Annotated in this window: 12 protein-coding genes; 6 read left to right on the top strand and 6 right to left on the bottom strand. The window is 46.2% G+C overall.

The features are described 5' to 3' along the window. Positions 1-62 precede the first annotated feature (62 nt). Together FHS86_RS13435 and FHS86_RS13430 are read right to left on the bottom strand one after the other, a co-directional pair. Positions 63-524 (bottom strand): hypothetical protein, encoded by a 462-nt coding sequence (locus FHS86_RS13435; RefSeq protein WP_429414538.1) that lies wholly within the window; start codon positions 522-524, stop codon positions 63-65. Then, positions 517-2,058, bottom strand: coding sequence for a TolB family protein (locus FHS86_RS13430; RefSeq protein WP_429414535.1), 1,542 nt, complete (start codon positions 2,056-2,058; stop codon positions 517-519). The genes FHS86_RS13435 and FHS86_RS13430 overlap by 8 nt, the downstream gene beginning before the upstream one ends. 201 nt (positions 2,059-2,259) lie before the next feature. Between FHS86_RS13430 and FHS86_RS13425 the strand changes: the two genes are divergently transcribed. The 6 genes from FHS86_RS13425 to FHS86_RS13400 are packed head-to-tail and all read left to right on the top strand — an operon-like array spanning position 2,260 to position 8,562. Next, positions 2,260-3,303 (top strand): Gfo/Idh/MocA family oxidoreductase, encoded by a 1,044-nt coding sequence (locus FHS86_RS13425; protein ID WP_429414532.1) that lies wholly within the window; start codon positions 2,260-2,262, stop codon positions 3,301-3,303. Positions 3,304-3,360: 57 nt separating this feature from the next. Beyond that, positions 3,361-3,840: a DoxX family membrane protein gene (locus FHS86_RS13420; protein ID WP_429414530.1), complete on the top strand. Its 480-nt coding sequence runs from the start codon at positions 3,361-3,363 to the stop codon at positions 3,838-3,840. Between the two features lie 5 nt (positions 3,841-3,845). Continuing rightward, positions 3,846-5,408: a Gfo/Idh/MocA family protein gene (locus FHS86_RS13415; protein WP_429414527.1), complete on the top strand. Its 1,563-nt coding sequence runs from the start codon at positions 3,846-3,848 to the stop codon at positions 5,406-5,408. Positions 5,409-5,459: 51 nt separating this feature from the next. After that, entirely contained in the window at positions 5,460-6,941 is a 1,482-nt protein-coding gene (locus FHS86_RS13410; protein ID WP_429414524.1) for a Gfo/Idh/MocA family protein, read from the top strand. Between the two features lie 23 nt (positions 6,942-6,964). Then, entirely contained in the window at positions 6,965-7,723 is a 759-nt protein-coding gene (locus tag FHS86_RS13405) for a 3-keto-disaccharide hydrolase (protein ID WP_429414522.1), read from the top strand. After that, a complete protein-coding gene (locus FHS86_RS13400) occupies positions 7,720-8,562 on the top strand; it encodes a sugar phosphate isomerase/epimerase family protein (protein WP_429414519.1) in 843 nt (280 codons plus the stop codon). Before FHS86_RS13405 ends, FHS86_RS13400 begins: the two co-directional genes overlap by 4 nt. A gap of 71 nt (positions 8,563-8,633) precedes the next feature. On the opposite strand, the gene FHS86_RS13395 is transcribed toward FHS86_RS13400, so the two are convergent. The 4 genes from FHS86_RS13395 to FHS86_RS13380 are packed head-to-tail and all read right to left on the bottom strand — an operon-like array spanning position 8,634 to position 12,935. Further along, a complete protein-coding gene (locus FHS86_RS13395; protein WP_429414516.1) occupies positions 8,634-9,509 on the bottom strand; it encodes a carbon-nitrogen hydrolase in 876 nt (291 codons plus the stop codon). 38 nt (positions 9,510-9,547) lie between these two features. Then, positions 9,548-10,576 carry an agmatine deiminase family protein gene (locus FHS86_RS13390; protein WP_429414513.1) on the bottom strand — a complete coding sequence of 343 codons (1,029 nt, stop codon included), beginning with the start codon at positions 10,574-10,576 and terminating at the stop codon, positions 9,548-9,550. Between the two features lie 54 nt (positions 10,577-10,630). Next, on the bottom strand, positions 10,631-11,467 hold the full coding sequence (locus tag FHS86_RS13385; RefSeq protein WP_429414510.1) for a phytoene/squalene synthase family protein: 837 nt from the start codon (positions 11,465-11,467) through the stop codon (positions 10,631-10,633). Beyond that, positions 11,442-12,935 (bottom strand): phytoene desaturase family protein, encoded by a 1,494-nt coding sequence (locus FHS86_RS13380; protein WP_429414507.1) that lies wholly within the window; start codon positions 12,933-12,935, stop codon positions 11,442-11,444. Before FHS86_RS13380 ends, FHS86_RS13385 begins: the two co-directional genes overlap by 26 nt. Positions 12,936-13,006: the final 71 nt, after the last annotated feature.

Genomic DNA, 13,006 nt, shown 5'->3' with positions numbered 1-13,006 from the left:
GGGATTGCAAGTTGTTTAGTGCAATCCCTTTTTCGTTGACAAGCTTTTTATTCTGTTGTTTGTTAAGCTTTCTTTTCATCCAGCCCCATCTGTGTGGCTAAAACAGTAAGATCATTTTCTGCATCCTGTTTGTTCCGACATTTTTTTACTGGCATAACTTTTTCTCCTTCTTGATTTAAAAGGATAATTTTATAGCTTTTCTCTTTCAGGTTGAAAGTTTTATTGCTCTGACTGTTAATACTGAAACCCCGGGTCTCAGCTTCAATTTTCAGATACATGGCGGGCAAAAGATCAATCCATTTTCCAAAGCCAAAAATTCCCATCAGTTTCTCATCGAACCTGATTCTTTTTTCCCGGGTGTCAATGATGGTTGTGGTTCTTGTGAAGGCCATCGTTGCCCCCACCAGGGTCAGTGCGATCCCCAGATAACTGAAGTAAATCACAGCCAAACCGGCAACAAAGATGAGTATTCCGGCATTTCTCCCTGCGGGGCCAAAAGAGTAGTCTATCGGGTTTTTAATCATGGTCTGTATTTTTTTGTTTGTTTTTCATTTTGGTGTTGCTCACAAAGGCAATTTGTTTACCATCGGGCGACCAGTTGAATACGTTCATCGATCCCTGTCCTCCGTAAACATAGGCAATAACCCTGGGCTCGCCGCCTTGTGCAGGCATGAGACGCAGGTACACATTTTTATAGAAGGGATGATCGTCGGCAGCAATTTCGGGCTCATAGGAAATGAAAACCAGCCACCGGCCATCGGGTGAAACATGCGGAAACCAGTCGTTGTATGGGTCGAAGCTTAACTGAGTTTGCTCCGAACCATCGGGAAGCATGCGCCAGATTTGCATCGTACCGGTACGGCTCGAGTTAAAGTAGATGTATTTTCCGTCGGGTGAATATTCCGAACCATCGTCGAGGCCGGGCGCGTTGGTAATTCTGATTTCTTCGCTGCCATCGACAGGTCGGACGTAAATGTCGAGATGACTTGCATTGTCCCGTCCGGCGGTGTAAGCGATGAATTTACCATCGGGAGAAAACCCGTGCAGGTACGACGGGCCTTCGCTTGTCATTAATTGTGGTTCTCCGCCTTCAGCGGGTAAGATATAAATGAGCGACTGTCCATCGGGGTGTTTGGTATGATCGCTGATGCCCAGTGTCTTCCCATCGAACGACAGTACGTGGTCGTTGTTGTTGTTAATTGCAAAGCCTGTGTTGATTTCGTTCACTGCTTTGTTTGCAAGGTCGAATGCATATATTTTTCCTTCGCTGTTAAAAAGCAGTTGCTTTCCATCGGGCGACCAGTTGGGAGCCTGCAGCGAAAGCGGGGACTGGTGAACAATACTTCGTTGACCGCTTTCCACATCCATGATTTCAATTTGGCTCCCGATGTAATCGCGGTAGGGAACAAAATCTTCGTCGGCTGGAAAAATGAGGCGAAGCTCTGAAAATACTGCTTCTTCAACAACGTCTGCCTCGTGCGAGCAAATGAAAATGCCCAGTTGTGCTGTGTTGTTCAGCTCAAGATCGTCGATTTGTATGCTGGTAAAGGTTTCACCCCTGGCTGCTGCCGACAAAATGATGGTATTCCCCCTGCGTTGAAGCTGGATTAAATCGGGATGCATGACTGGAGCCTTAAGTTCTTCAGTTGTTGCACCGTCAGTGCTTCGGTATTGAAGCGAGGTGAGCCCGTCGCCATGAAGCACTCCGTTGATGTGGGCCGAACCGGCTGTTAAGCTTTCGCGTAACATGATTCCAATTTTCCGATGCGGATTCACGCCATCTCCCTCGAATTTCAGGCTGGCTCTCAGTATGAAATCTCCATCAATTTCTTTGGAAAGAAAGAAGAATTCATCTTCCTGATCCCAGATATTTTTCCCCGCACCACTCAGATGATAGCGGTCGGTGCCTGCATCATAATGCGCAAAACCATTAAGACTGGGTGAACCAATGTTGTTTTGTTGATCAAAAATGCCAGTAGTTTGAGGTGCTTGTTTGCAGGCATTTATTTGCATGATGCTTATTATGAAAAAAATGATCAGTATTGCTTTTGTGTTCATCGTGTAAGCTTTTGAAGGTGTATTCATCTATTTGAATCTGAACATTGCAGGACCAAACTACGAAATTTCTGCCTGATATTATCAAATATCAGTAAGTTTACTTCGGCCTTACGCTTTTGATGTTGTTAAACATAAGCTATTGAATCGGTTTGATAATGCTGTAAGGTTTTATTACCTTTCTCTGCAATTTCTAAACTGATTATGAAGATAGTTAACACAGGTATTATTGGCTTTGGCCTTTCGGGAAGATATTTTTTTGCACCTTATTTCAAACATCACGAGGGATTCCAACTTCAGGGTTTTGTATCGTCGCAGAAAGAATTAATTCAAAATGAATATCCGGGGGTAAAAGTGTTCGGCCAGCTTGAAGCAATGATAGAGGATGAGTCCATTGACCTTATTGTAGTTGCTTCGCCCAATCACACGCATTTTGACTATGCCATGAAAGCACTTCGTGCAGGTAAACATGTGATTGTTGAAAAACCTTTTACAAGTACTTCGGAAGAGACGCGAAAACTAATTGAGACAGCCCAAAGTATGCAAGGGAAGCTGGTACCTTTTCAGAACCGGCGTTGGGACGGCGATTTCATGACCGTGAAGAAAATTGTTGAAGAGGGGCTATTGGGCGAAATACTTGAATTCGAGTCGCATTTTGATCGCTACCGGCCCATGTACGACCGTGTTGAGTGGAAAAACGAAGATCTGCCTGGCAATGGGGTATTATTCGATTTAGGCCCTCATTTGATTGATCAGGCTTTGAACCTGTTTGGCAAACCCGACCGTGTTTATGCCGATTTAAGAATTCAACGTGAAGGGGGTAAAGTGCTCGATTACTTTGAAGTGCATTTGAATTTTGCTAATACAAAAGCCATACTCAAAGCCGGTGTTTTTGTAAAAGAGCCGGGTCCCCGCTTTATGCTCCATGGACGAAAAGGTTCGTATGTTAAGTACGGACTTGATCCACAGGAAGGACGGCTCAGGGAAGGGAAACAACCCATCCAGCCTCTGGGGACTGATGAACCTGAGCTTTATGGTGTGCTTCATACCGAAGAAAACGATCAGGCTGTTCGTCGGCACTATCCTACTGTTCCGGGCGATTACATGCAGTATTTCGACAATGTTTACAAGGCAATCACAGGCAACCGGTCACTGCTGGTGAAAGCTGACCATGCACTGGAAACAATGAAAGTGATCGAAACTGCCTACCGTAGCAGTGATAAAAAGCAATGGTTAGACTTTAACTGAACCATCACCTGGTAAAATTAAACATGAAAGTTGAACACTTATAGTAAGCGGATGCTTATGAAAGAGAATAGTTTATCGAAGATGCAAGTGCTGGTATTGGTGCTTGCCCGTGTGTTAATGGGCTGGTATTGTTTATACGAAGGCATGGTGAAGGTGATGAACCCCAGCTGGTCGTCGTTTGCCTATTTGAATGATTCCCAGGGATGGTTTGCAGGGTTTTTCAGAGATATGGCCTCGAATCCTGAGCTGATTTCGCTTATCGATTTTCTGAATGTGTGGGGTTTGGTAGCCATTGGTTTGGGTTTAATCCTTGGGCTACTTACACGCATAGCCACTGTTGGTGGTATCGTGCTCATTGCTTTGTATTGTTTGTCACATCCGTCTCTCATCGATGCAAATTATATGTTGCCAACCGGCGAAACGGCCATGTGGGTGGGGAAAAACCTGATTTTTGTGTTTTTGTTGTTGATCCTATACCTATTTCCTACAGGTCACATCATTGGAATCGATCGACTTTTATTTAAAAAGAAGAATTAATCGAAATGGCTGAAGATAAAACTCAAAGCAATAAAATTAACCGGCGCGATGCACTGAAAGGCTTTGCTACCTTACCTGTTTTAGGTGCTTTTGGATACGGTATGTACAAAAAATGGAATGCTGAACGCTTAAAAAAGCATTCCATCACAAGCGAATGGGGACTCGATTTTAGTGAAGAAAGTTCTTTTAAACCGGTTGCTGTCGATGGAAAGACGCTTCGCCTGGGGATTATTGGTTATGGAATCAGAGGAAAACAACTCATGCGTGCTGCCGGCTTTGCCCTGCCCGAGCAGATCGACGAATGGAAAAAAGGAGCACAGTTGAATAAGCATGATCGGAGGTACAGCGATTATCAGGAACAGGAAGACCTGAACATTACCATTAACGGGGTTTGTGATCTCTTCGATGTGTATGCTGAGGATGCCATGCGAGCTGCAGCCAATATCAATCGCGCAGGCACCGATGGAAAAATGAATCCAACTGCCAGGCGTTATACCCGCTATACCGATTTATTAAAGGCCGATGATATTGATGCAGTGATTATTGCAACACCTGATCACTGGCATGCACAAATGGCCATCGATGCTGCCCATGCCGGTAAACATATTTATGTTGAAAAAGGATTAACAAGGACTGTTGATGAAGTGTTTGCACTCCGCAAAGCCATCAATGAAACAGGAGTCATCATGCAACTTGGGCACCAGGGCCGCCAGACAGCCAGTTACAACAAAGCCCGCGAAATTATTGAGAAAGATATTTTGGGGAAAATTTCACTCATTGAAGTTTGCACCAACCGGAACGATCCCAACGGAGCCTGGGTATACGACATTCATCCCGATGGAAATCCCTCAAACATCGATTGGGCCCAGTTTATCGAGCCAACCCGTCCACATCCTTTTAGTCTGGAGCGTTTTTTCCGCTGGCGCTGCTGGTGGGACTATGGCACCGGACTGGCGGGTGATTTGCTTACCCACGAGTATGATGCCGTGAACCAGGTATTGAAGCTGGGAATTCCCCATTCGGCCATCGCTTCAGGCGGTGTTTACTTCTACAAGGACGGACGCGAAGTTCCCGATGTGTTTCAGGCCGTATTTGAATATCCCGAACGAGACCTGACTTTTATGTACAGCGCATCACTTTCGAGCGAGTATTTCCGGGGGAAAGTCATCATGGGGCACGATGCTGCCATGGAAATGGAAAATGTGCTGACCGTTTATCCCGACCGGCGATCAAGCCGGTACAAGGAACAACTGGAAACAGGTATTCTCGATCCTGAAAAGCCAATGATTTCGTACATACCCGGTCAGGCACAGGTCGATGCCGTTACTTCGGCAACCGAACAATATTTTGCCAAACGAGGTTTGCTCTATACCTATATGCAGGGAAAACGTTTCGATACCACCCATCTGCATATCAAAGAATGGCTGGAATGTATTCGCCAGGGTAAGCAACCCAGTTGTGACATTAACCAGGGCTTTCAGGAAGCCATTACAGCCCACATGGCCACCATTGCTTACCGCGAAAACAGAAAAGTCTTCTGGGATGCTGAAAATGAGAAAATTATATAGTAATTTTAGCATGACTAACTTTATTACCTAAATAAATCTAAATACTGAAAAATGGAAAATCATGAGAATTCAGGCATTAGCCGGAGAAAGTTTTTGGGTGCTACCGCACTGGCAGCTGCCGGCTTTAGCATTTTGCCCTCGTCGGTAATTGGCGGATTGGGGCATCCTGCTCCAAGCGACAAACTGAACATTGCCGGGGTGGGAATTGGCGGACGCGGAGCAGGAGTACTCAAGGCCATGGAAAGCCAAAACATCGTTGCGCTGTGTGATGTCGACTGGAGATATGCCAAAGGTACCTTTGACTATTTTCCGAAAGCAAAGCGTTACTGGGACTGGCGGGTGATGCTCGACGAGATGAAAGACTCGATCGATGCCGTTGTGATTGCCACGGCCGACCATACCCATGCCATTGTTGCTGCCCATGCCATTACCCTGGGGATGCATGTATATGTTGAAAAACCACTTACGCACACCGTTTACGAATCACGCCTGCTCACACGCCTGGCGGAGAAATACCGTGTAGCCACCCAAATGGGAAATCAGGGTGCTTCGGGCGAAGGGGTTGCCTTATCCACCGAATGGATACAAAACGGTGAAATAGGTGAAATTACCCGTGTTGAAGCTTTCACCGATCGCCCCATCTGGCCGCAGGGCTTGAATCGTCCTGAAGAAGTTCAGGCCATCCCCGATACCATGAACTGGGATCTTTTTATTGGTCCTGCCAAAATGCGGCCTTACAACGAGATTTACACTCCCTGGAATTTCAGGGGCTGGTGGGATTTTGGAACCGGAGCCCTCGGCGACATGGCCTGTCACATCTTACATCCTGTATTTAAAGGATTGAATCTGGCTTACCCGGTAAAAGCACAGGGAAGTTCCACCCTGCTGCTAACCGATGCTGCTCCCGTAGCACAGAGGGTAAAAATGCTTTTCCCTGAAAGAAAGAAAGCAGGAAAAGTGAAAATGCCCGAAGTGGAGGTGCATTGGTACGATGGCGGACTGCAACCCTTGAAGCCAGAAGGCTGGCCGGCCGGCCGCGACATGAATAATCAAGGCGGGGGTGTTATCTTTCATGGAACAAAGGACAAACTAATAACAGGTTGTTATGGTGTTGATCCGTGGCTGCTTTCAGGCCGAACTCCGAATGTTAAGCAATGGATGCCCCGCATATCCCTGAGCCATGAAATGGACTGGGTACGTGCCTGCAAGGAAACACCCGAAAACCGCGTTGAAACCCTTTCTCCTTTCAGCGAGGCTGGTCCGTTTAACGAGATGGTCGTCATGGGAGTGCTTGCCGTACGTCTTCAAAGCCTGAATAAAGAACTCGAATGGGACGGAGCCAATATGCAGTTTACCAACATCGCTGACGACGAGACCATTCGTACCGTGATTAAGGACGGATTCAAAATACATGACGGACATCCGACATTTAATAAGGACTGGACCGAGCCGATGAATGCACGAGCATTTGCACAGGAACTCATCAAACATGAGTACCGCGATGGCTGGTCTTTGCCCGATATGCCTCTTTAGTTTAAACTGAAAAAATAAAAACGATGAAAAACAGAATACTTTTTATAAGCTCACTGGTGCTTGCAATATTGGCAAGTGCCTGTGCCGAAAAAGCTGGTCCTAACCAGTTAACGAAGAAAGAAAAAGCCGATGGCTGGGAACTCCTGTTCGATGGTAGTACCATGGATCTTTGGAGAGGTTACTGCATGAGCGATGTGCCGGGTGCCTGGGAAGTGGAAGAAGGAACCATCCACATTAACGGATCGGGAAGGGGAGAAGCCGGTGCAAGCGATGGTGGCGACATCATCACCCGAAAAGAATACCAAAATTTCGAGCTGGCTCTTGAATGGAAGGTTTCGGAAGGCGGAAACAGTGGAATTTTCTACCTGGCCCGTGAACGATGCGGAAACGATTCTATTCCAATGGAACCCATTTACAAGTCGTCGCCCGAAATGCAGGTGCTCGATAACGATCGCCATCCCGATGCCAAGCTGGGGAAAGACGGCAACCGACAGGCAGGATCACTGTACGACCTGATTCCTGCTGTTCCTCAAAATGCAAAACCAGCCGGAGAATGGAACAAGGTGCTGATCACCGTTTACAAGGGTACCGTAATTCACAACATGAATGGTGAAAATGTGCTGGAATACCATTTATGGACCGACGACTGGAAAGCCATGTGTGCCGACAGTAAATTTGCCGATTGGGACGATTTTGTCAATACAGCCTCCAAAGGTTACATCGGGCTCCAGGACCACGGAGATGATGTGTGGTTCCGGAATATTAAGATCAGGGAATTATGATACGAAAAATACTTCCTTTTTTGCTGATCGCAGTTTTGTTTATCGCCTCTTCTTCGTGCGATGAAAAACGCGAAGTGGGTATACAACTTTGGTCGGTACGTAAGGCCATGCAAAGCGATGCCGAAGCAACAATTACGCAGTTGGGAGCCATGGGCTACCAGTTTGTCGAGGCTGCATCGTACAACGATGGAAAATTCTACGGAATGGAGCCTGTTGAATTCAAGCAGATGTTGAATGGGCATGGGCTCAGGTTTCTTTCGTCGCATGCCGGGCACCCGCTGCCCGATTCAGCCAACTACGAGGAGGTAATGGCCTGGTGGGAACAATGTATCGACGCACATGCCAGGGCAGGAGTAAAATACCTTGTACAGGCAGCGATGGATGAACGGGGCTATGGTTCCCTGGCCGATCTTCAGCGTTACTGCGATTATTTCAACGAGGTAGGTGCCATGTGCAATGCCAAAGGCATCCGTTTTGGCTATCATAATCATACCCGTGAATTCGAAACAGTTGATGGCATAGTACGTTACGACTACATGCTTCAGCATACCGATCCTGAAAAAGTGATGTTTCAACTCGACCTGTACTGGATTCAGGAAGGCGGGAAAAAGGCAGCCGACTATGTTGAAGCTTATCCCGGCCGCTTCGAGCTCTGGCATCTGAAAGATGAAGCAGAACTGGGGGGCAGCGGAAAAATGGATTTTGAACAGCTCATGAGCCTGGCTGATAAAGCCGGTGTGCAGCACTACATTGTTGAGGTGGAAAAATACAATTATTCTCCTCTCGAAAGTGTGGAAAAAAGTCTGGAATATTTAAAGAACAGCGGCCTGACCAAATAGTGGGAGGCAGTTATCAAACAAAAAGGCAGTTGGTTTTCAACTGCCTTTTTGTTTGATACAATAAGTTATGTTTAGTCTCTGAAGCGTTTCTTCAGATCTTTGTAAGCATCGATGCGGCGGTCGCGCAGGAAGGGCCAGATGCGTCTTACTGCTTCGGACCGTTTCAGGTCGATGTCGACCAGTTGGTTGACTTCGGCATTGGTGGGTGCTTCGTACAGCAATTCGCCCTGAGGACCGGCAACAAAACTGCTTCCCCAGAAATTGATGCCGCTGCTGCTTCCCAGCGGGTCGGCTTCGTGGCCAACGCGATTAACGGCTACCACCGGTAACCCATTGGCTACGGCGTGTCCTCGCTGCACGGTGATCCATGCAGCACGCTGCCGCTCGCGTTCGGCTTCATCGTCGTTCATGTCCCAGCCAATTGCGGTAGGATAAATGAGCACTTCGGCTCCTGCAAGCGCCATCATGCGTGCGGCTTCGGGGTACCACTGATCCCAGCAAACCAGTACACCCAGTTTTCCCACCGAAGTGTCGATGGGATGAAAGCCCGTATCGCCGGGGGTAAAATAAAATTTTTCGTAAAAGCCCGGATCGTCGGGGATGTGCATTTTGCGGTAAGTTCCTGCAATCGATCCGTCTTTCTCAAATACCACGGCTGTGTTATGGTAAAGTCCAGCTGCCCTTTTTTCAAAGAGCGAACTAACAATCACCACCTTATTGGCAGCGGCCAGTTGACCGTAAAAATCGGTCGATGGTCCCGGAATTGTTTCGGCCAGATCGAATAGGCCGGTATCTTCCTGCTGGCAGAAATAGAGGCTGTTGTGCAGCTCCTGGAGTACAATGAGTTCGGCCCCCATTCGGGCACATTCTTCAATGTTGTGCTTCAGTTTCTCTTTATTGGCATTCAGGTCTGCCGTATTGGTTTGTTGTATGATGGCTGTTTTCATAATGTTACAAAACTAAATAATAATGAAATCAGTTCCAATTAATCAAATTTCGGATACTGCATGCTAACGCAGTGTAATGATCCGTGTTGGGTAATTAATATGGAACAATCGACGGGTACAATTTCCCTGTCGGGGAAGGTTTGTTGCATAATGTGTATGGCGGCTTCATCGGTGGGGCAGTTGTATACCGGAAGCAAAACGGCTTCGTTGATAATGAGGAAGTTGGCGTAGGTGGCCGGCAGGCGGTGACCGTCGACTTTATCGTAAACAGGCTTTGCCATGGGCAGTGGAACCAGCCGATATGCTTCGCCGTTTGGCTGGCGAAACTGCTTTAGTTCTTCTTCCATTCGTTTCAGTGCTTCGTAGTGTTCGTCGTTGCGATCGGTACATTGTACATAGGCAATGGTGCTTTCGTCGCAAAAGCGGGCCAGCGTATCGATGTGGCTGTCGGTATCGTCGCCGGCCAAATAACCGTGGTTTAACCACAAAATGCGGTCGGCGCCAAAAAACTGCTGCATGCAGGCTTCAATTTCGTGCTGCGAGAGTGAGTCGTTCCGGTTAGCTGATAACAGGCAGGCCGAAGTGGTGAGCAGGGTACCACGACCATCCGACTCGATACTGCCTCCTTCGAACACGAAGAAATTCATGTTCTGATAACCATAGGCTTCGAAGAAACTGTGTTTGCTTAGTTGCCGGGTGATGAGATTGTCGTGGTTGGCTGCAAACTTCATACCCCAGCCATTGAAGCAGAAATCGTAAATCACCGGTTTTCCGTTTTCAAGTACGGTAATGCCGCCATGATCGCGCGCCCAGGTATCGTTGGCCGGGCATTCGAAAAAAAGAATGTTGTTGTGCAGGCTTTCCTTTAGTTGTTTCTTAACCCTTATCGCATCATCGCATACAATGATAAGTTGTTGACGTGCAGCAATGGCTTCGGCAATTTCAACAAAGCAGCTCTCGGCCTCGTTAAGTCGATCGGCCCAGTCGGAGCCCGCATGTGGCCAGGTAAGCTGCACAGCCAGCTGAGTATGCCATTCGGCAGGTAAAATATTTTTTTGGGTGCTCATTTCTTTCTTGCATTGAAAGGGCGAAGATAGAAAATTAGCTGCTTTGTTCAAGGCCTAAAAAATACCAACAGCGTTTCGCAGCGATGCCTTGAACATCAGTACTCCTTTTTTGTGGTTGGGAACACTAAAGCGTTCTTTTAGAATGTGATCTGGAGAGGCCGATTTGATTTTCTCAAACAGGTTCAGGTAATAACGGTAAGACAGGTAAACACCAAGCCGTACATCGGGTTTGAGCCGGATGATTCCTTTAAAGGCTTCGTCAAAGTCGAACTGAATGTCTGTTTCTATTTGTTTTTTGGCTTCTTCGGTAAAGTTGCTAAAGTCGATGTTTTTGAAGTAAATTCTTCCTTTATTCTCAAAATCGTCCTGAGCATCACGCAGAAAGTTGACCTTTTGAAAGGCTTCACCCAATTTACGGGCAGGATAAACGAGTTCGTCATACATCTTGTCGTCGTTTGCATAAAAAACTTTCAGACACATCAGTCCCACTACTTCGGCCGATCCGTAAATGTATTTTTTAAGCATTTCAGGGTTGTAGGCAGTATGCATCAAATCCATTTCCATGCTGTCGAGAAAGGCATCGATCAATTCCTGATCAATTTTGCAGCTGTTGACTGTTTGCTGAAAACTGTCGAGTATCGGGTTAAGGCTGATTCCACGGTGGATGGCCTTGTAGGTGTCTTCCCTGAATTCACGAAACAGGTCTTCCTGATTGAAGTCAAAAAAGGTATCCACAATTTCGTCGGCATATCTTACAAAGCCGTATATGCTGTAAATGTGATTGCGGTATTCCTTCGAGAGCATGCGTACCCCCAGCGAGAAAGAGGTACTGTAGGCACGTGTGGTATTGATGCTGCACCTGAGGTTATTTTTTCGAAAAAGCTCTATCATCTTTCATTAGTTTTTCAACGGTTAATTTAGAACTGATTATGGCCATGGGAAGTCCCGTTCCCGGCACGGTTGAAGCACCTACATAATAAGTATTTTTCAAGTGCTCGTCGTGGTTTGCAGGTCTGAACCAGGCAATCTGATTCAGGTCGTGTGCAAGTCCGAGGCCGCTTCCCTTGTAGAGGTTAAACATCGATCCCCAGTGTTCGGGCGATAATACCGTACGACTTTCGATCATGTTGTTTAAATCGTAGCCCGTGCGTTGCGACAGATCGTCGATGATGTTTTGCGCTATTTGCTCACGGTCGCTGTAGTCGGGCTTAAAACGTAAATCGGGTGAAGGGCAGAGAATGAAAAGACTTTCTTTTCCTTCGGGAGCATATTCGGGATTATTTTTTGAAGGTACGTTTACATAATAATAGGGTTTTTCGAATGAGACCTTGTTTTTGAAAACCCCTTTGGCATATTGATCGAAATTGTTTCCCAGGAAGTAGTTGTGGTGTTCCAGCCGGTCAAGTTTTTGATTGATACCCAGATAAATGGTTAATGGAGCCATGGTCCATTTCATCTTATCGAGCTTTTTTTCGCTGTATTTCGGGTTCTTAAATACCTTCCCCCTGAACCAGGCTGCATCCGAATTGATCACATAATAGTCGGCTTTCCATTCACGTCCGTCAGCGTCGATCAGGTACTGTACTTCTTCATTTTCAATTTTTGCATCGGTAATTTCGGTATTGAAATAAAAGTCGACTTCTCTTTCACGCAATACCCTGAACAGGCCTTCCACAATTTTGTACATGCCGCCTTTTACATTGTGATAACCATCGTGCTTTAACTCGATGTAATTTAACAGCGAAAAAATGGCAGGGGTGTCGAAAGGAGTCGCTCCAAGAAAAAAACCAACCAGCGAAAAAATCATGCGTGCCTCTTTCGATTCAAAACTATCGCATAATTCCTTCCACATCGATTTTACAAGCAAGGGGCTGTGTTTTAATGGTACACGGGTAAGTTGTATGAGGTAGTCGAACAGCGAATCGAAATTTCGACGAATGATTTTGCCTTCGGTGTCGTGATAAAGTTGACCCGTCTTCCGAAGGTGTTTTTCCATTTTGGTCCTGAAATCGGGCTCAAAACGTTCAAACTCCTTCGAAAGCCTTTCAAGGTCTTTATATATAGTAAAGGTATTTGGGATTCCATCAATATTGACTGTAAATAGCGGATCCAGTTCAATGAACTCGAATGGATATTTGATGCCTGTACTCTTGACCAGTTCATCAAATTCATAGCTCATACTAAAAAAAGTGGGCCCCAGGTCATACTTGAAACCGTCTTTCTCAAGAAGGTTCAATCGTCCCCCTGCCTGATGATATTTTTCAATCATCTTCACCTTAAATCCCTGAGTCGACAATCGAAGCGCTGTTGCAAGTCCTCCCAGACCGGTGCCCACTATTATTACCTGTTTTTTCCTCATTAAAGGTTTTTCCGTTTTGTTTTTATAACTTATTCAAAATTCGTTATTCAATTTAGTGATTAATTGATATC

Source organism: Roseimarinus sediminis (assembly GCF_050433125.1).
GTDB classification, from domain to species: Bacteria; Bacteroidota; Bacteroidia; order Bacteroidales; family Prolixibacteraceae; genus Roseimarinus; species Roseimarinus sediminis.
Note: the sequence above shows the minus strand (reverse complement) of the source record. Positions and strands in the feature narration are given on the sequence as shown.